The sequence below is a fragment of the Kitasatospora sp. NPDC059160 genome, from assembly GCF_042755465.1.
In the GTDB taxonomy this organism is placed as follows: domain Bacteria; phylum Actinomycetota; class Actinomycetes; order Streptomycetales; family Streptomycetaceae; genus Kitasatospora.
In genome coordinates this window covers 21,130-39,149 of the sequence record NZ_JBHZCN010000059.1, presented here as the reverse complement: position 1 = coordinate 39,149, position 18,020 = coordinate 21,130, and the positions used below count along the sequence as shown (strand labels likewise).

The window sequence follows — 18,020 nt, the reverse complement described above, 5'->3', positions numbered from 1 at the left end:
CTCGTCCGGACGGACGACTCTCGCCAGGACGACTTCGATCGGGGAGGCACCATTGCTGCAGGACGACCAGCAGGCACGCCCCTGGGGACTCGTGACACCCGAGTACTGGGCCGGGCCGACCGCCGATCCGGGCCCCGGCTCGGCCGAAGTGCCGGAGGACGAACCGCGGTACGAGGAGCCGTCCGTCGTCGCCGCCGCGCGCGCCCCCGTTCCGGAGCACGGTGTCGACATCGGAGTCGACCACGCCGCACGGTTCGCGGCGCTCGCACAAGCGCTCACCAGGCCGCAGACCAACGTCACGCTGCTGCTGGCCAGCGCGGAGGCCGTGCGCCTGGACCAGGAACTCACCGCCGCGTTCGGCGCGAGCGACCCGAACGTCATCAGCGCGCGCGAGCTGCGCGCGCTGATCGCCCATCTGCAGGGCCGGCGCGCCGAGGCCGCCCGCCTGTACCTGCATGTCACCGGTCTGCAGGCCACCAGCGCCGGTGTCGGCCACGAGCTGACCCGGACCAACGCGCAGCGGGCCTTCGCCGAGTGGCGGGCGATCGCCGACCCGGCCGAGCGCGCCGCGGTCGGCCGCGACATCCTGCCCATGCTCACCGCCGTGGCCGGCTCCAAGGCCAAGGTCACCCGTGAAGTGCAGGTCGCTGTCGGCAAGTAGTCCACCCCCTTTTCGGACTGGTCTCACGAAAGGGTGAATCGCCCTCCAATACGCCTGAAATGGTCTGATTTGACCGACCGTTCACGGTGTAGCGCCCTTGACGCGTCCCAAAGCGACTTATGAGACTGCTTTCATGACTGCGTACGAGTATGGATACGCCCGCATCTCCACCACCCAGCACGACCTCGCGCGGCAGCTCGACGCCCTCCGGTCCGCCGGCATCCCCGAGGAGAGGATCTACCGGGACGGGCGGCCCGGCGAGGATTTCGAGCACCAGCAGCTCGCCGTCGTCCTCGCCCTGCTCCGCCCGGGCGACCTGTTGACCTTGCCGGAGTTCGACCGCATCGGCCGCACCTTCCTGCGGTGCGTGGGCGCCTTCAACATGCTGCGCGAGCGCGGCGTCCACATCCGCGCCCTCGACGGCCCACTGTCCTTCGATACCCGCAACGGCGACGACCCGCAGGCGCTCCTGGTCATCGCCATGGGCGGCGCCGTCGCGCAGCTTGAGCTCAAGTTCCAGCGCGAGCGCCGCGCCTCGGTCCGCGCGAGCCGCGAGACGCGCGGCGCCGAGTGGGGCCGCCCGCGCGAGGTGGACCGGCCGGCCGTTCTCGCCGAACTCGCCCGCTTGGAGATCGAGGGTGTCACGGCGAACGCCGCAGCCCGCGAGGTGGCCTCGACCTTCAAGATCGGCCGCGCCACCGTCTTCCGCATCAAGGCCGAGGCGAAGAGCGCGCCCGCCCCCGAGCCGGTGGTCGAAGACGTCGTACCCCGGCGCCCCCGCAGGAAGCGCGAGCCCCTGGTCGCCTGCTGCTCGTGCGGCGAGTCGGACGCCCCGGCCAGCACCGGCCTGTGCGACCCGTGCACCGCCCGCGGTGTCCATGTCGAGCCACTGTTCTCCGACGCCCCCTGACGCGCCCCCGGCGTCTGCGCCGACCTCCGGTCCGGGGCTACGCCCCTGGCTGCGCACCTCCGGTCCCGCCGGGGTGGCGATCCAACCCCGCGATGGCCCGCATCGTGTCGACGAGGAGGCCGATCACCTCACCCCAGAACGCCCACGGTCGGAGCGAGTCGGTGGGCGCGGTGAACACCGGGCTAGGCCGGGCGCATGGCGACGGCCCCGGCTTGGATGGCTGGGGCCGTGCCGACGGCGGTCAGCGACCGGGGCTGAGGTACTCCTCCAGCGCGACGATCCGGTGCTGCTTGGCCCCTGGTGTGTAGTGCGGCTGCGGGTCGGCCGCGAGGTAGTCCCGGGCGGCCTGCGCGAGCCAGCCGGGGACTTCGTGCCGTTCCTCGACGTTGTCGGTCAGCCGGCGCAGTTTGGTGCGCTCGGGCCCCTCGGGCAGGTCTCGGCGGCGGTTGTGCAGGACGTCGAGCAGCACGACCTGGCCGATCCTCAGCCGGTCGCGGTACTCCTGCCCGCCGGCCTGCAGCTTCTGGGTGGCCTGGGCCACGGTCAGCCGCCCTTCGCTGCGGGCCGCGAGGGCTGCGGCCAGCGCGTCGTCCCGCTCCCGGCGGTAGGTGTCGAGGCGGGCGGAGTCTTCGGCGTTCGACATGTCCGGGTGGTGGTCCGTCACGGCCCGCCCCTCCTCGGTCCAGTCGTGGGCCCAGGCGTCCGGGTGGTGCGGGCCCCAGGTCTCCGCCCACGGGTACCGGCCGCCAGCGCCGACCCGCAGCAGGTCGGCGGCGATGTTCGGGCCGGTGCGGCCGAGCAGGAACCAGCCCAGCGTCACCCACCGCCCGCTGCCGGCGGTGTCCCAGACCCGCAACTCGTAGCTCGGCGGGTGCTTCTCCCCACGGCGCCAGGTCGGCTCGTCGCCAGCCGGAGCCGAGGCCGGGCGGCCGGGCACCTCGGTGTTGAAGGGCAGCCGGGGCACGACCGGCCGGTTGGGGTCGGCGTCGGCGGTGTGCACCAAGGCGGGCAGGTCGTTCAGCCAGTCGTTCAGCCACTTGCCGTGCTGCCAGACCTGGGCCTGCACGGTGCCGGAGTCGGCGCGGCGCTTGGGCTCGTGGAGCCGGTGGGCGACGAGGGCCTCCGCCAGTTCGACAGCGGCCTCTCGGTCCGCACACCACGCCCAGGTGCTCCAGCGGGGCGCGCTGCCGGTGTAGTCCTCGCCGAGCACGCCGTCGGGGAGGTCGAAGCGCCTCACCTCGAACGGCAGCCCAGTGCTGGGGAAGAACGGGGCTCCCGCGGTGCCGACGATCCGGCCCGGCCGCTCAACCGACCAGCCGGTGTGCGCCCACTCCCAGCCCAGACCCTCCTCGGGCCACATCACCAGCGGCCACAGCGCCGCCGTGCGCACCCGGCCGGAGCCGTCGTGGTAGGGGACCGGTACCCGTTGCCCCTTGGTCAGGGCCTGAACGGCGGCGGCCTGACTCGGATACTGGTGGATCAGCCAGCCGTCGACGGCGGGCTCGGCGACTCCCCAATGGTCTGCGCTCGCGGGCAGCCATTCCGGCCAGACGGTACGGACCGGCACGACGCCGTCCCCATCGACGGTGCTGGCCAGGGCGGAGACCACCAGCTCGTCCCAGCCGTACCGGGCCGCGTCGGCCTCGGTGGCGGACAGCACGGTGGCGGGGAGGACGGGGACGGCCGCGCGCCGGGCTTCGGTGAACTTCTCGCCGCCGCGGGCGGCGGTGCGGGCCTTCTTCGAGGCGGTGCTCTGCTTCTTCGGCATGCCGGACTCCAAACGTCGGCGAGACCCACGCTCCCGCCGGCCGAGTCGTCGGGGCCGAGCAGGACAGCAAACACCAGGGCGACGGTTTCTCCGTCACCGACGCGGGCCCCGGGAGACCTTGGCCCGTCGTCACCGGCGGCGTGGGCACGGTGCGGGCGACCGGCGGTGCGCGTCCAGCCGGTGACACCAGAGTAGGCCTGGTGGCAACTGGAGGTGGCCAGCTCGCACGGAACAGCACCACCAAGGCCGTCGGGTTACCCGTCGGGTTGCCCGGCCGAGGGGGCTGGGCTCCAGCGTTATCTGGTGCTCCGCGCCGTTCTCGCTGACCAGAGCCTTGATCGGCATTCAGCCAAGTAAGGCACGTTGGCCCCGAAGGCATTTCCAACGTCCCCCCGTTGACATTCTCGACGGGGGGACGTTGAATGTAGGCGAAGGCGAGGCCCGTCGACACCGAGGAGAGCGCCATGACCGCCGTACAGCCCCTGTCCGAGACCGTCGCCGATGACTGGGACACCGTCCGTGCTCACCTGGCGGAGAACACCAGCGCCACGGCCTACGACCTCACCGAGCTGACGGCCTTGCTCGACACCGAGCTCCACCACCTGGTACTCGATCCGCAGACCCGGACCATCTGGTGGGCCTACGACAACAGCCCCCTGGACGGTGAGGGCTGGACGGTCCAGCAGTTGGCCCCCTCCGACGCCGCCGCGCAGCTGAGCGACGTGGTGGACCTGATCCAGGACCGGCAGGACGACCTCACCCAGTACGCCGACCACCACTCCTACCTCGACCGCGACCAGGAAGCGCTTGACGAGTACGCGGCCGTTCTCCTGCTGGCGCTGCCGGTCGAACCGGCGGAGGCCGCTGTGAAGATCAGGTGGAGGCGGCGCCAGATCGCACGCGAGGACGCCCTCCAGCAGCGCGCCTACGCCCAGCTGGTCGCCGAACTCGCGGGCACCGAGCACGGGGGCAAGACCCGCGCCGGCCGGGTCCTCGGCGTCACCGATGTCCAGATCGGCCGGATCATCCGCGAGGACCAGCAGCGTCGTACGGCGCTGGCCGATGCCGTCCGAGCCGCACGCCAGACTTCGAACTGACGATCCAAACTTTTCGACCGAAAAGTTTGGCGTGCCAGCGGCGCCGTACGTGCCTGACGAACCCTCGGATATCTGTAAGGCACGGACCAATCGGGCCCACTTGCCTGACGTGCCTTACAGCTCCTGAGCACCCCAGATAACGGCGGGCAAGCAGGTCGGCGAGGTCGGCCAACAGGGCATCGGCCCGGGCGGGGACGGTATAGAGCTACCACGGCGGGCTACGTGCCTTACATGCCTGACAACTGCTTGTCCCACTCGCCGGGCCAGACCCATTCGTACATCACCCGCCGCGCCCAGTAGCACCGGTTGATGCCGCGCAGGCGCTCGTCGTAGGACTCGACGAGGCTCGTCGACAGCGCGTTCCAGCCTTACGGCCCCAGATCCTCGCTGACCTGCTCAGACGACTCCGGAACCCCAGATGATCGGAGAGGCCTGCGGGCTGGATCAGATGATCCCGGGGTTCTTCAACGCCCAAACGGCCACGTACAGGTCCACCGCGCGGCGCGCCACCTCCCGGATCTCGACCCGGTCGTGGGTGCGGATGCGTTCGACCGCCACGATGACGTCTACGGTGGCAAGGCTGTTGAAGGTCTGCCAGTCCACCCCTTCGGTGGTCGGCTCTTCGGTGGCCGGGTCCTCGGTGGCCGGTTCCTCGGTGGTCGGTTCCTCGGAGGCCGGCCCTTCGGCGGTCCGCTCTTCGGTGGATGCGGCACTGGCCTTTTGTGCCTGCTGGCGCTTCCACACCCCGATGTACTCCTCCAGCGCGCGCTGGAACACCTCCCACTTCTCCTGCTGGTCCACGCGCGATACGGCCCGTAGGCCCGCCAGCGTCTCGGTCGGCAGGTACGTGTTGAACTGGCGGCGGGCCCGGCCGTCCGGCGCCGGGGCGATCTCCCTCCGCTTGCGGCCGGCCGCGACGGGCGGCGCGTCCGGCCGGACGGCCGACGGTCCGGTGCGGCGAACGCTCACGCGGCCAGCTCCGCCCGGATCGCCGCGTCCTCGCCCATCTCGGCGGCGCGGAACCCGCTTCCGTCCTCTACCATCGTCAACCTCTTTCCCGGCCGGAGCCGTCCCGTTCGTCCGGCAGGGTATCGGCCGGGGCAGCGCGTTGGCACGGTGGCGTGACAGCACGTGAGAACGATCACGCGCAGGCGTCGCAGCACGACACAGCGGTATGGCAAGCGGAAGCGGTCGAGCCCGGCCCCGTGCTGCTCACGGGGCCGGGCTCGGTCGGTGGACCGCTCAGGCGGCCCGGTCGGCGAAGGTCATGGCGTGGTCGGTGCCGTCGATCTCCGCGACCGCGTCGAAGGCCCGGCCGAGGGCCTCCAGGAGGGGCACCGTCGGGTAGACGCCGCTGCCCTCGATGCGGTCGATCTCGTCCTCGGTCAAACCGGTGCGCTCGGCGAGCTCGGCCTCCGACCAGCCGCGTGCCGTGCGGGACCCGTACACGGCCTCACCGAACGCGACCTGCCAGCGCGCGGCGGACTCCTCGGGCGAGCCCTCCCAGTCGTCGGTCAGCTCCCACCGGCCGTGCCGGTCACTGCTCCTCATCGCGCACCGCCCTTCCTGGTCCTGGTGAACACATCATGCTCCCCGCCGGCCCGGTGGTGCTCGGCGCACATCTTCTTCACCCCGTAGGCCCGGTCTTTCTGGCCACGGTCGTTGTCGCGCTGCTTTCGGAACACGGTGAGCAACACGATCGCGTGCCGGTCCGCCGGGAACCAGTACGTGATCCGGTGCGCGTCGACCCGCAGCTCGAACACGCCGTTCTCCAGCCCCTTGGCCTGCTTGGCGTTGCGGATCATCGCCGGTCCGCGCTGCGCGAGGAGCCCGGCGAGAGTCTGCGCGAGGGCGTACTCGGCGTCTGAGCAATTCGCCAGCCAGTGCCGCACCTCCTCCTCCAGCTCCAGCGCGTACAGCTCCCGCCCGGCCTCCGGGACGCCGTGCTCGGCGCTGGCGAGCCAGCGGTGCCTACGCGACGGGGTCGCCATCGGCGGCCTCCAGCTCCCGGAGTTCCTTCTCGGCGCGGTGCTGGCCGGCGACGCAGTCGGCGTCGAGGCCGTAGTCGACGGCGCCCCGGTAGGCGGCGACCTTGCGCCGGGCCAGGTCGAGGAGCCGCTCCCGGCTCCACGGCTCGCCCCGGCTGGCCGCCTGCCAGGCGAGGGTGCTGTCGTCGGCGACGGCCGTCGTGGCGTGCATCGCCTTGCCGACCGCGCGCATGTCGTGGAGCTGCGCGGTCCGCCACGTCTGGTACTCCTGGCGCAGGTAGCCGAGGGTGCCGCCCTCGCCGTCCCAGTCGGCCGCGTCGGGGCCGAGCGGACCGAGGCCGGTGCCGTCGCGCCGGTCGAGCTCCATCAGCTCGTACCCGGCGCGCACCGCGTTCCGGATGACCCGCTCGCCGGTGTCGGCCACGAACTCGGCACCCAGGACGTCGGCGCTGTCGCCGGGGTCGCGCAGCGCGGTGCGGTCGCTCAGCGCCCCGTTGCGCAGCACCCACTCCCGGAGCTGGGGGAGCGGGGTGTCGGAGTGGGCGCGGGCGAGGTTCAGGAGCGCCTGGACCTCCACCATGTGCTCGGGGGCGTCCTCGTAGGCCTCCACCGGGTCGGGGGCGCCGCTCACTGGTTGTCCTCCTCGGCGTGCGACCCGGTCGAGACGCCGGCCATGTTGTACAGCCACTCGGCCGCGTCGTGGACGGCGGCGGCGAACTCCCCGGCGGGGTCGCCGTAGTTGACGCGGTGCGCGGGGGAGGCGAGGGCGGCGACCTGGCGCAGTCCGGCGGCGGCCTGGCCCACGGGGGCGGCCGGGTCGCGGCCGTCCTCCATGCACACCCGGTCGGCGGCGAGCTCCCGCTCCAGGAGGTGGGCGAGCTGCTCGCACGCCTGCGGGAGGCGGTCCACCAGGTCCGCCAGGGCGCGCACGGTGCTGTGGATCTCGGGCGCGGACATGGAGTCGATGTCGAGCGTCTGGTGGTTGAGCTCCTGGATCGCCGCGGCGGCCTGGCGGGCCGTCGCGGCCGGGTCGGTCTTGCTGCTGCTGCTCACTGCGTGGCGCTCCTTGATGCTCGGCGGGGTCGGCCTGGCGGCCGAGGCCGTGCCCGTCCCGGCACCGGGCTGGCCGGGCGGGACGGGCACGACCTCGGTCGTCAGTCTCGGGTGCCGCGGGCGGCCGCGTGGGCCGCATGCACAAAGATGGCCAGTCCGGAGGGGGTGTGGCGGCTCACGGCGTTGAGGCCGTCGTGGCGCGACCAGTTGTGGAGCCACTGCTGGCGCAGGCGCCGCGGGACCTCCAGGCCGCGGGTGGCGAGGAGGTCGGCGAAGTCGGTGTCGGTGACGCCGTCCGGCCCGGCGTCGAACAGCACGTCCAGCGCCTGGTCCTCGGCCTGCTCCTCGCAGGCCTTGGCGCCTTCGCGCTGGGCGGTGCCGGTCGCGATGGTGGCGTTCGTGTCGGCGTTCTCGTCCTCGATGAGGTCGGCGAGGCGGTTGATCCCGGCGGCGACCTGGTCGGTGCCGCCGAGGCCGGACTCCACGCGGGCGGCAGCGGCCAGGGCCTCGGCCGAGGCGGCGAAGCTCGCCGCCTCCGTGTGGAGCTTGGCGCGCTCGGTGTCGCTCGCCGCGGGGTTGCGGGCCAGCAGGGCGGCGACGTAGGAGTTTCGGGCGGCCTGGGCGGCGAGGGCGGCGCAGGAGAGTCCGGTGATCTCCTCGTGGGCCTGGGTGCCGTGCACGGAACGCGCGTAGGGCTCGGTGATGCGGTGGGTCATCATGGAAGCGTCCTTTCGGGGATGGGCGGGGCGCCGGCTGTGAGAGGTCGTGGCGCCCCGCCGCTGTGTTGGTGCGGGGTTCGGTGGTGGCGCGGGTCCTAGTCGGCGGCGCGCAGCTCGGCGCTCTCGCACAGGGCCGGGCCGATCAGCAGGCGCCCGAAGCGGACCGTCCACCGGTAGTCGGTGAGCGGCCCGGGTTCGGCGCCGTCCACGATCCAGCCGGTGAGGCCGACCGCGCGCGAGTCGTCCTTGCAGGCCACGACGATGACCTTCTGGTCCTGGCGGAACGTCATGGGGGTCTCCTAGATCCAGGGGCGGATGGCGTCGCGGATGTCGATCGCGACGGCGGACAGGTTGTCGGCGTCGAGGCGGACGTCGAAGTCGTAGGGGTCGCCGCCGGCCCTCTCGTGGTCGTCCCAGACGCGCGCCGCGGCGGCGTCGAAGACCGAGGCGAACGCCTCGGCGACCTGCGAGTCCTTGAGGGCCTGGACGACGTCGCCGTGGTCGGTGCCGCCGCGGGTGATGGCGTCGGCCAGCAGGCGCAGGGCCGCAGCGGCGGCCGGGGCGAGGTGTTCCAGCTCCCCGGCGAGGCCGCTGTCGGCGGAGGTGCCCTGGTGGACGACCGTGCCGGTGATCGGGTGGTCCGGCAGGTGGCTGCTGGTCATGGCGTGGCCTCTCGGGTCAGCGGGCGACGGACGGCGGCGGCCGTCTCAACGGCGTGTGGAACGCCCGGGCTTCGGCGTTCCCCGACACCCAAAGCGTATGACGCTTCGGGTGTCGCGCGCAACCGTGCCCCGCCGTTTTCGTGCTGTCGTGCTGAAACGCTGTCGTGCTGTGCTGCCAATGTCGGGCCTTTGGCCAGCACGAACCTGCGGAGGTCTGCGGCGGCGCGCTAAGCCCCTCGGTCCCCGCAACGAGTGCCGTCCGTGGGGCCGGTGCGGCTGCGGGTCTGTGCCGTCCGGGGCCGGGTGCCTCAGCTCCCCGCCAGCTCCCGCAGCGCCTGCTGGCCGTGGACGACGATCTGCCCCCGCTCGGTGGCCACGATGCCATCGGCCCGCAGCTGGCGCAGGGTCCGTACGACCGCCTCGCGCGACGCGCCGACCCAGTCGGCCAGGTCCTGCTGGGTGAGGGGCAGCCGTACGGCGCCCTCCACCTGGTCGGTGGCCCCGATCTGCGGGAGCAGGGCCAGTAGTCGGGCGGCGAGCCTCTGGGTGACGGTGCGGGTGGCCAGCTCCAGCCGGCCCCGGTCGGCCTCCTGGAGGCGGTCGACCGTGATTCCGAGGACCGCCGCCATGGCCTGGGGGCTCGCGTCGACCAGGTTCCGGAAGTCGGCGCCCGGGACGGCGAGCGCGTCCACCACGGTCAGCGCGCTCGCGGAGGCCGACCTGCACGCCCGGGCCAGGACGGCTCGCTCCCCGAGGATCTGCGGCGCCGTGCGCAGGGCGAGGACGACCTCGGCGCCGGTCCTGGACCGGAGCGTCACCTTGGCCGAGCCGCCACGCAGCAGCAGCACGTGCGTGCCGGGGTCGCCCTGGCGCATGAGCGTCTGGCCGGGACGGAACCGGACGGCGGCGCCGCCCCCGGCTCCGGTGATCAGGTCGGCCAGGGTTCGGGAGCGGCGGGAGTCCCGTTCGCCGGGCGTCAGCATCTCAGTTCGCCCAGCGGGTGAGGGCTGCGTCGAAGGAGCTGCGGGCCGTCCTGGTGATCAGGCGGCCGGTCCATCGGTCGTACGCCTCGGCGGCGGGGCCGGAGAGCACCACCGTGCTGCCCTCGGCCGGGGCGCCGATCGCCTCCAGCAGCAGCGCGACGTCGGGGTCCTGCCCGGGGTCGAGCAGCTGCAGCGCGGTCTCCAGGTCGGCGACCAGGTCCTCGGCCTCGTACCGGCGCGTGCTCGGGGAGACGCTGTTGCCGCGCTGGTCGGTGAGCCGCTCGGCGGCGTCCCACAGGATCTGGGCGAGGTCGCCGTGGTCGGCGGGCCGGTCTCGGGCGAGCGCGCGGCGCAGGTGCTCCAGAAGGCCGGCCATCACCGCGAGGTCGGCGCGGGGCACCGACACCGGGTAGAGCGAGGCGCGCTGGTAGCCGGTGGAGGCGGTCTCCAGCGAGTAGGCGCCGGGCACGCCCTCGCGCTCGTTCTCGCCCCAGAGCAGCAGCTGCGGGCGCAGGCCGAGGATGCGGTCCCACGCCGCGGTGACGGCCACGACGTTGAGCGTGCCGGGCAGTACCCAGTCCTCCTCGTCGGGGCCCAGGCCCTCGGCGGGCTGGAGCCAGGCGATCAGCGGGTCGTCCACGGTGTCGAGCACCGCCAGGACCTCGGGGATGTCGGGCAGCAGGGCGAGCACGGTGTCGTTGGCGGAGGTGTCGCTCACGGATTGGTCTCCCTCGGGAACGGGCCCGGGGGCCGCGCGGTGGCGGGCCCCCGGGTTCATGGTGTCGTACCGGTCGGGTACGGCGGGGCCGGTCAGCGCAGCGCGCGGAGCGCGGCGGAGACGATGTCGGCGTGGTCGAAGGCGAGTTCGTCCGGGAGGTCGGCGAGCGGCACCCAGTCGACCTCGGCGGCGTCGTCGCCGGCGACCGCCTCGGTGCCCGCCGGGACGGTCACCAGGTAGGCGACACTGACGTACCGTCCGCGCGGATCGCGGTTGGGCCCGTCGAAGACGCCGACCAGGCCGAGGTCGAACGGCGAGACCTGGACGCTGGTCTCCTCGGCCAGCTCGCGGACCGCACCGTCGAGGCTGGTCTCGCCCTTGTCGATGTGGCCGCCGGGCAGGGCGAGCAGGCTCTCGTGCGGGGCCCAGCGGCGCCGGATCATCAGCACCGCGGGGACGTCGCCCTCGCGGACGCACACCACGTCGGCGGTGTAGCGGATCGCCTCCAGGTCCTCGGCGTACTCCTCGGCCTGGTCGCTGCCGGCGTCCTCGGCCACCTCGGCGAGCAGCCGCTGGGCGCGCTCGACGTGGTCGCCGCCGACCGAGTCCTCCAGGACGTCGTGGGCGTTGACGAGGATCTCGGCGGCCAGCTCGGCGCGGGGGTCGTCGGCACCGGAGAGGGAGACGGACATGGTGTCGAGGATGTCGGCCAGCTCCTGGACGACGGTGTGCCGGCTCTCGCCGCCCGGGGCCCACAGCGCGCGCAGGACGGCCAGGTGCGGGGCGGCGTCGGCGGTGGGGGTGGCGAGCGCCAGCAGGCGCTGCAGGCCGGTGTGGACCTGGTCGGAGGCGGCGGCGATCTGCTCGGCGGTCTGCTCGGTGTGGCTCACTGCGGGGTTCCCTTCGGGATCTGTGCAGAGGATGTGGAACGACTGGTGAGTCGTCTGCGCCAGGGCGCCGTCTGTGGCGCTTCTGTGGGTGGCGTCACGGCCACGTTGGGCCGGGGGAGTTGGGACCGGGGCGGCCGGCTGGTTGCGGCCTGTGACGGCCGCCCCGGGGAGGTTGGGTCAGTCGCGGGTCACTCGGTAACCCTCGACCCGCCCGCCGGGGTTCTCGGCCAGTGCGACGGCCTCGGCCGACCGGCGGGCTTCCGAGGGGTTCGTACCGGCCTTCCCGTAGTAGGTCAGCAGGTCGCCGGCGGTGGTGCGGACGTGGACCTCGGCCCAGTAGCGCTGGGTGCTCATGGCGTCTCCTTCGGTTGCTCGGACGGTCGTCCGGCGTTGCGGTGGGTTACTGCTGGTCGAGGCAGGCGAGGCCCCGGGTGATCAGGGGGCCGCTGCAGGTGGTCAGAGCACGGCGACGATCAGGGAGGCGACGAACAGCCACAGGACGTGGAAGCTCTGGTCCAACGCATGGCTGCCTCGGCCCAGATGCCGTCCGGTGATGCCGTCCTCGGCGGTGGAGGTGTCGAGGACGTCCGCGCCCAGGCCGTAGAACTCGGCCTTCCCCGTCACCTTCGCCAGCCAGGCCAGAGTGGTCCGCCTGTCGGCCCACCAGTGAGTAAGGGCATCGACACCGAGGCCGAGGACGACGCCGAGCGCGCTGAGGTGCAGGCCGAGGATCAGGGCGGTCGGGACGAGCAGCACGGCTTTGGTGGCGGTCAGGCCGAGCACGTGGCGGGTGCAGGCCCAACGCCCCGCCCAGCCCCGTTCCCCCTTGCGAGCGGCCTGGCAGGACGACTGAACCCAGTAGTCGCCGACCTGGTGGCCGGTGAAGACGGCGACGAACACGGCGACGAACGTGACGGCGGCGGTGGTGTCCACGGGATGACCTCCGGACTATCTGGCTGGTGCGCGGATTCGGCGGGATCTTGGCCGGGTGGCGGGCCTCGGCCCGGAGTCGGGGCCGGGGCCCGCCACCACAGGGTGCTGCGGCATGCACCGTGCTCCGCCGCTGTCGTGCTGTCGTGCTGTGCCTCTGCTGTCGCCGCGTCAGCGGTCGGTCGGCCGTTCCCGGGTCGGGTCGGCGGCGGGGGCCGGTCAGTCGGTGATCGGCCAGGTGGGCCGATCACCCGGGCCGGTCCGGGGGCCGCGGATGATGGTCATCTCGCCAACGTCTCCGAGGACCATGCCCACGCCACCGCGAAAGTCGAAGCCGGACAGGTTCGGCGGGGCGGTGCGCCGGCCCCGGCCGTCACGCTCGACGCTGTCGTGGTGGACGTCGCGGTGGATCAAGGTGACGTCGTAGCCCTCGGCGGACAGCAGCCGGGCGGTCTCCGTGGCCGTGACATGGGCCCGGTGGCGTCCTCCGGCGCAGCCGAACGCGAGGGTGAGGTCGAACTCGGCGGCGCGCGGGCCGCAGGCGTAGGCGCGGGCGGTCATCACGGCGGCCTCGATCAGTTCGGGGATGCCGGCGGTGCCGAGCACCGCGTCCCGGACCTCGGGGTCCTGGCCGGTCAGGGCGCGGAAGCTCTTCTGCCCCTTCGTGGCCCGGTGCGGGTCGTGGAAGTGCTCGCGCAGGTCGAACACGGCGTGTGCGGCGGGCGGTTCGCCGTGGAGGAAGCCGAAGGAGACGATCGTGACCTTCATGGGGTGTCCTTTCGGGGAGGGCGGGCGGCGGCTGGTGTGAGAGGTCGTGCCGCCCGCGACCGGTGGCGGGTCAGGTGGTCTTGTCGGACTCGGACTCGGACTGGCCCTTGGTGTGCAGGGCGGCGCGGCGCTTCTTCGTGGCCACCCAGGTCCGCAAGGCCTCGGTGGTGACGGCGGAGAAGGTGGCGTCTGCGGCGAGGCTCTCGACCTCGGCGACCAGGGTGTGGGGGATTGTGATCGTTTTGCGGTCGAGCTTGCTCTCCCCCTTCGCGGATTTGCGGCGGATCAGCAGCTCGGCGTCCGGGACGCGTTTGCTCGGCATGGGTGCTCCTTCGGGGCCGTGGCCCGGCGCGGGGTGTCGGGCCACGGCGGGGCGGGTCGGCGCCTCGCGGGCGGCGGTGCGTTTCGGTGGCGGATACGATGATCACGGGATGCTCGGACCCTTCGAACGGTTGCGTCTCATCGGTGGGGTCGCCCTTGCCCGGCGGCCCCACCGGCGTCTCTCGACACCCGAAGCGTATGACGCTTCGGGTGTCGCGCGCAACCGTGCTCCACCACCTTCGTGCTGACGTGTCGTCGCACTGTCACTCCGCGCGGCCGCCGCAGAACGCGTGACAGAGCCTCCCCCTTCCCCAAGGCAATCGGGGAAGGGGGAGGCTCTGTCACGGCTATGCCTTCTTGGGCTTCGGTTTGGGCAGGTAGCCGTCGAGCGCTGCCGCGATCAGCCTCGACATCGGGATCTTCTGCCCAGTCTTGCGGCTCCACTCCTGCACCAGCTGGTCGATCACCGCCCGCTCGGCCTCCGTGAGGCGGAAGGAGAGCTGCGTCTCCTTCTCGGTCTTCGGCAGCCGGCGATGAGCCGGGGCCCGCCGGGGGAACAGCGACCCCTCCGGCCGCACCGCCTGCGGGGCGAGCAGCCTGCCCAGAACGCCGGTGCTGTGGCAGTGGTCGATCGCGTCCAGGAGGATCACCGCCCGCGGGAGCCGGGTGCGCCGCTCGAACTTCTCGAACCGCGCGATCACCGACAGGGGGAGCAACGGCTTCACCTCCCGGGTCAGCCCCTCCTCCGGGTCAGGTGCGTAGTCGTCATCGTCCGCGAGGCCTTCGGGTGCTGGCGCCGGGACCGCCTGCGGAGATTCCGGTCCGTGGTCGGGCACCGACGGGCCGGCCGGTGCAGTCAGATGGTTCACGGCCGGTCGCACGTCCTGGACGGCAACGCGCGCGGCATCGGGCTGCGGGGCGGCCGGGACGGCGGGCGGCGGGGCGGCCGGTTCCCGGTTTGCGGGCCGGGCCGGGGCGGGGGTCGACGACGGCGGGGCGGTCACGGCCCCGGGGGCCATGCTCTGGAGCAGCCGGTTTCGGCCACGGCCGGGCCCGAAGCCGTTGACGGCGGGCTCGGCCGGCGGACGGACGGCGGGGTTGTCGCTCACGCGGTCGCCTCCAGCTGCTCGATCGCGAGGACCCGGTCGACGATCTCGGCGCCCAGGTCCTCGTAGTCCTGCCCGACGGCCTCCGCGCGGTCGGAGGCCAGGACCGTGCCGTTCTTCCGGCCGGCGCGCAGCTCCCACCACTGGACGCCGTCCGTGGACCGCGACAGTTCGAACACGGTCTGCCCCCGGTCGCGGCACTGCTCGGCCACCAGGTCCGCGCTGCGGACGAAGGCCTCGAAGACGGGCGCGTCAGAGCCCACCCGTCGCAACACCGCCTCGATACGGCGCCGCTGGCGCACGACCTGGCCGATCGGCTCCGGCGCACTGCCGTCCTTGGGCCGGCTCATCCTCCGCTGGAAATCGAACAGGACGACCCCGAGGAGGTCGAGGTCAGGGTTGTAGCGTCCCGCGTCCTCGAACCGGCGCGAGACCTTCGCCAGGCCCCGCCGGGACGCCGCGTCGAGGTGAGCCGGGATCACCGCGTACCGGGCGGCCGCGAGCGCCAGCTTCTGGATGTTCGCCTCCCCCGGCGGGCAGTCGATGAGGATCCAGTCGTACTCGTGCGCGATCTTCGCGAGCGCCAGGGCCAGGTTCAGCCAGGCGGTGTCCCCGTCGCGGGTGACACGGCTCATGATGTCCGAGCCGAGGAGCTCGATGGAGTCGCCACTCGGCACGACGTCGAGCTGCGGGCGTACGTCCCGGATGACGTGCAGCGGCCTGCCCTTGAGGACCGCGTCCTCCAGGCCCTCGCCCCCGTCGTCGCCCTCCCGGTCCTGGTGCCCGAGGTCCAGGCCGGTGTTGGCCTGCGGGTCCAGGTCCACCACCAGCACGCGCCGCTTCGAGCCGGACTGGACGAGGACCTCGGCGAGCAGCACGGCGAGGTTGCACACCACGCTGGTTTTCCCCTGCCCGCCCTTGCCGTTGATGACCGCGATCGTGCGCGTCAGTCTTGGCCTCAGCCAGGCCACCAGGAGTTCCAGGCGCAGGCCCCGGGTGGGAGGCTCCCACCGCGGATCCTCCCGGACGCTCAGCGGCGGGGCCGGCGCGGTCTCCTCGGCGTCCACCTCCGGTTCCTCGCCGGCGCTCTGCGGCGGCACCGTCGGCTGGGGCAGGACGGCGGGCCCCGCGAAGGTCGCGGGCACGCCCGCGATCGGGGGTACGGCGGGTTGGGTCATCTCTCGCTCTCGTCCTCTCGCGGGCGGTCCCGGACTCCGGTCGCCACAGCAGTGCTCGTAGCACTATCCAACCAAACGCGTCCGGCCCCGCGGCGCACCGCGCCCTTGACGGTGCACCGCGCCTCACGGCCACTGTCCGGTTCTGCAGGGCGTCCGGCCGCGCGCGCCGGGCCGCTATCGCCGTCGCTCCGCCCAGTGCTGACTCAACAGCACGCCGACGTGCGCACGAAAGCGCGCTGAGCATCGCTCTTCACCGCGTCTGCTCTCCTGTGCCCAGGTGCGTATCGAGCCGCGTACATGAGGGCGCATCCACTGGTGGCCCCGAAGGTGTGGATGAACGCATGGGCAGGCCTGCGAGCGATGGTGTGAACCCTTGGGGGAGCGGGAGCGTCTGCCAACGCGTAGGCGGCAGGCGACACGCCAGGGTGCTGCAGAGTGTTAACAAAAGCGTGACCAAGCCCGTGTCACCGGGTGCTCCTTTGGGGTTTCTTTACTCGCACAAGACAGCGTGCCAAGACGTGCAGCCGGGCCATGGAACCCCATCTGACATGGGGAAATGCCAGCCCATCAGCTCCCCTTGATCTGGCGCCACGAGCGATCCAAGACCCCGGCCTGACAGTGTGCCAAGAACCATCGGCACCCCACCCAGGCGCCAGCCGTCCCGAGCGCGGAAGCGGGCGGAATCTGAACGGAAGTTCCGCCGGACTACCCTCGTCCCGTCAGATGATCACCGGAGAGCCGGATGAGCGAGCAGAGGAACGTGACGTGCGCGGATTTTTGACCTGGTTGGAAGGGCATCCCTGGTACGGGGTTGCCGCCGTCGCGTCGGTCGTGCTCGCCGTCTCCGTCGCCGTCGTCCTCGCTCTTTTCATCCGGGCGCGGACCGCCGTGCGCCTGGCGCGGATCGCCGCGGGCGAGGACGAGAAGGCCCCTAGGTGGGGATGGAGTTTCAGCTCGGGATCGGCTATGGCGACCCTGGGCGCCCTGGTTGCCACGAGCGTGGGCCTGTCGACGAACTGGCGTTTCGCGGGTGACAAGCTGTCCATCACGGACCCGCACGAACGGACCATGCTGTTCGCGGTGGCCGAGATCTCCCTCATGGCGTGCGCACTGATGGCCCGGCAGTCCCTACGGGACACCGGCAGCACGGGCACCGCGGGCCGACTGGTGTGGGCGATCACCGCTCTCGCCTCCGTCTCGGCCGTGGCCGAGTCCCACAGCCTCGCCGAGGCGGTGTTCCGGATCGGATTCGGGCCGGTCGGCGCCGCCGTGCTGTGGCACCTGGCGATGGGCATCGAGCTCCGCCACGGCCGCGGGTCCCAGGCCTCCAACAACCTGCTGTCCATGCTTGCCCGGGAGTCCCGCGAGCGGCTGCTGGCCCGCCTCGGCATGGCGGCTGGCGAACGGGCCGCCGACCAGATCGCCCGAGACCGGGCCTTCGACCGCGCCGTGGCCCTGTCCGTCCGCCTGCGCCTGCTCCCCGAGGATTCGTGGCGGGCGAAGCGTGTCAACCGCCGCCAACAGGAAGCGCTCCGGGTTGCCGGTGTCGCCCGGGACCCCCGGCTGCACGACCTCCTGCGTGCCGAGCTTGCCGTCGCCCAGCACGGCAACACCCTCGCCAGGACCGCTCTCCCGTCGCCCTGGGAGGCCGACACTCTGAACCCCGCCACGTCGGCCGCGAGCCCGGTCGCCGTCGGCGCACCGACACCCCCGGTGTCGGGTGCCCCTGTCGGGCCGGTGCCCGCCCGCCAGGCCGTCACCTCGGGGCGGCCCGCCGCGACCCGCGTCGCGACAGCCGGCGCTGTCGGGTCCGTTGTCGGGGCGGGGGCGGGCGTTGTCGGGTCGGGCAAGGCCCTGCCCGCGACACGGACCGTCACGAGCCGGGTGTCGGCGCCGGTCGGGCCGACAGCCCCTCAACCCGCCACCAACGGCGCCACCGCGCTGGCCGTCACGTCCCAGCCCGCCGGTACTGACCCCCGGCTGCAGCAGATCCTCCAGTGGCTGCAGGCCGAACCGGCCCTGTCGGGTGCGGAGGCCGGACGCCGGCTGGGAGTCCCGGAGCGGACCGGTCAGCGGCTGATGCGGCGGGCGGGGGCCGCCGACCGACACCTGCGGGCCGTCCAGGGCCCCCCGGCCGTGTCGGCCCGGCCCTGACGGCCCCCGACACGACCCGACCCCCGCACCCGACAGGTGGCGCCCGACACCCGACACCCCGGTGCCCGCCGCAGCGGGAAGTGACGCCCCTGCCCACGGCCGGCGCCACCTGTC

At 72.8% G+C, this 18,020-nt stretch carries 22 protein-coding genes; 4 read left to right on the top strand and 18 right to left on the bottom strand.

Going from position 1 to position 18,020, the window contains the following annotated elements; genetic code table 11:
- The first annotated feature begins 52 nt into the window (after positions 1-52).
- Both ACFXOZ_RS24520 and ACFXOZ_RS24515 read left to right on the top strand, forming a co-directional pair.
- Positions 53-661: a hypothetical protein gene (locus ACFXOZ_RS24520; protein ID WP_380592669.1), complete on the top strand. Its 609-nt coding sequence runs from the start codon at positions 53-55 to the stop codon at positions 659-661.
- Between the two features lie 133 nt (positions 662-794).
- Entirely contained in the window at positions 795-1,571 is a 777-nt protein-coding gene (locus ACFXOZ_RS24515) for a recombinase family protein (RefSeq protein ID WP_380592667.1), read from the top strand.
- A gap of 241 nt (positions 1,572-1,812) precedes the next feature.
- On the opposite strand, the gene ACFXOZ_RS24510 is transcribed toward ACFXOZ_RS24515, so the two are convergent.
- Complete coding sequence (locus tag ACFXOZ_RS24510) at positions 1,813-3,339, bottom strand: hypothetical protein (RefSeq protein ID WP_380592665.1); 1,527 nt, start codon at positions 3,337-3,339, stop codon at positions 1,813-1,815.
- 464 nt (positions 3,340-3,803) lie between these two features.
- Here ACFXOZ_RS24510 and ACFXOZ_RS24505 point away from each other — a divergent pair, with 464 nt between their 5' ends.
- Positions 3,804-4,436 carry a hypothetical protein gene (locus tag ACFXOZ_RS24505; RefSeq protein WP_380592663.1) on the top strand — a complete coding sequence of 211 codons (633 nt, stop codon included), beginning with the start codon at positions 3,804-3,806 and terminating at the stop codon, positions 4,434-4,436.
- A gap of 444 nt (positions 4,437-4,880) precedes the next feature.
- Here ACFXOZ_RS24505 and ACFXOZ_RS24500 read toward each other — a convergent pair whose 3' ends face one another.
- The 17 genes from ACFXOZ_RS24500 to ACFXOZ_RS24420 form a co-directional block, all read right to left on the bottom strand.
- Positions 4,881-5,405, bottom strand: coding sequence for a hypothetical protein (locus ACFXOZ_RS24500; protein WP_380592661.1), 525 nt, complete (start codon positions 5,403-5,405; stop codon positions 4,881-4,883).
- Positions 5,406-5,678: 273 nt separating this feature from the next.
- Positions 5,679-5,987 carry a multiprotein-bridging factor 1 family protein gene (locus ACFXOZ_RS24495; protein WP_380592659.1) on the bottom strand — a complete coding sequence of 103 codons (309 nt, stop codon included), beginning with the start codon at positions 5,985-5,987 and terminating at the stop codon, positions 5,679-5,681.
- Complete coding sequence (locus ACFXOZ_RS24490) at positions 5,984-6,427, bottom strand: type II toxin-antitoxin system RelE/ParE family toxin (RefSeq protein ID WP_380592657.1); 444 nt, start codon at positions 6,425-6,427, stop codon at positions 5,984-5,986. The genes ACFXOZ_RS24495 and ACFXOZ_RS24490 overlap by 4 nt, the downstream gene beginning before the upstream one ends.
- Positions 6,408-7,055, bottom strand: a complete 648-nt coding sequence (locus ACFXOZ_RS24485) for a hypothetical protein (RefSeq protein ID WP_380592656.1) — start codon at positions 7,053-7,055, stop codon at positions 6,408-6,410. Before ACFXOZ_RS24485 ends, ACFXOZ_RS24490 begins: the two co-directional genes overlap by 20 nt.
- The gene (locus ACFXOZ_RS24480; protein WP_380592654.1) at positions 7,052-7,477 is read right to left on the bottom strand and encodes a hypothetical protein; all 426 of its coding nucleotides are present in this window, start codon (positions 7,475-7,477) and stop codon (positions 7,052-7,054) included. Before ACFXOZ_RS24480 ends, ACFXOZ_RS24485 begins: the two co-directional genes overlap by 4 nt.
- 101 nt (positions 7,478-7,578) lie before the next feature.
- The gene (locus ACFXOZ_RS24475; RefSeq protein ID WP_380592652.1) at positions 7,579-8,196 is read right to left on the bottom strand and encodes a hypothetical protein; all 618 of its coding nucleotides are present in this window, start codon (positions 8,194-8,196) and stop codon (positions 7,579-7,581) included.
- Between the two features lie 95 nt (positions 8,197-8,291).
- Complete coding sequence (locus ACFXOZ_RS24470) at positions 8,292-8,486, bottom strand: hypothetical protein (protein WP_380592650.1); 195 nt, start codon at positions 8,484-8,486, stop codon at positions 8,292-8,294.
- Positions 8,487-8,495: 9 nt separating this feature from the next.
- Positions 8,496-8,858 (bottom strand): hypothetical protein, encoded by a 363-nt coding sequence (locus ACFXOZ_RS24465; protein WP_380592648.1) that lies wholly within the window; start codon positions 8,856-8,858, stop codon positions 8,496-8,498.
- Positions 8,859-9,166: 308 nt separating this feature from the next.
- Positions 9,167-9,841 carry a Crp/Fnr family transcriptional regulator gene (locus ACFXOZ_RS24460; protein WP_380592646.1) on the bottom strand — a complete coding sequence of 225 codons (675 nt, stop codon included), beginning with the start codon at positions 9,839-9,841 and terminating at the stop codon, positions 9,167-9,169.
- 1 nt (position 9,842) lies between these two features.
- Positions 9,843-10,559, bottom strand: a complete 717-nt coding sequence (locus tag ACFXOZ_RS24455; protein ID WP_380592644.1) for a hypothetical protein — start codon at positions 10,557-10,559, stop codon at positions 9,843-9,845.
- 92 nt (positions 10,560-10,651) lie between these two features.
- The gene (locus ACFXOZ_RS24450; protein ID WP_380592642.1) at positions 10,652-11,449 is read right to left on the bottom strand and encodes an NUDIX domain-containing protein; all 798 of its coding nucleotides are present in this window, start codon (positions 11,447-11,449) and stop codon (positions 10,652-10,654) included.
- Positions 11,450-11,626: 177 nt separating this feature from the next.
- Positions 11,627-11,803 carry a hypothetical protein gene (locus ACFXOZ_RS24445; RefSeq protein ID WP_380592640.1) on the bottom strand — a complete coding sequence of 59 codons (177 nt, stop codon included), beginning with the start codon at positions 11,801-11,803 and terminating at the stop codon, positions 11,627-11,629.
- 102 nt (positions 11,804-11,905) lie between these two features.
- On the bottom strand, positions 11,906-12,382 hold the full coding sequence (locus ACFXOZ_RS24440) for a transcriptional regulator (protein WP_380592638.1): 477 nt from the start codon (positions 12,380-12,382) through the stop codon (positions 11,906-11,908).
- A 216-nt stretch (positions 12,383-12,598) separates the two neighbouring features.
- Positions 12,599-13,147: a hypothetical protein gene (locus ACFXOZ_RS24435; protein WP_380592636.1), complete on the bottom strand. Its 549-nt coding sequence runs from the start codon at positions 13,145-13,147 to the stop codon at positions 12,599-12,601.
- A 70-nt stretch (positions 13,148-13,217) separates the two neighbouring features.
- Positions 13,218-13,469 (bottom strand): hypothetical protein, encoded by a 252-nt coding sequence (locus ACFXOZ_RS24430; protein ID WP_380592635.1) that lies wholly within the window; start codon positions 13,467-13,469, stop codon positions 13,218-13,220.
- A gap of 346 nt (positions 13,470-13,815) precedes the next feature.
- Entirely contained in the window at positions 13,816-14,577 is a 762-nt protein-coding gene (locus tag ACFXOZ_RS24425; protein WP_380592633.1) for a hypothetical protein, read from the bottom strand.
- A complete protein-coding gene (locus ACFXOZ_RS24420; protein ID WP_380592631.1) occupies positions 14,574-15,752 on the bottom strand; it encodes a ParA family protein in 1,179 nt (392 codons plus the stop codon). The genes ACFXOZ_RS24425 and ACFXOZ_RS24420 overlap by 4 nt, the downstream gene beginning before the upstream one ends.
- Positions 15,753-16,517: 765 nt before the next feature.
- Here ACFXOZ_RS24420 and ACFXOZ_RS24415 point away from each other — a divergent pair.
- On the top strand, positions 16,518-17,906 hold the full coding sequence (locus ACFXOZ_RS24415; protein ID WP_380592629.1) for a hypothetical protein: 1,389 nt from the start codon (positions 16,518-16,520) through the stop codon (positions 17,904-17,906).
- Positions 17,907-18,020: the final 114 nt, after the last annotated feature.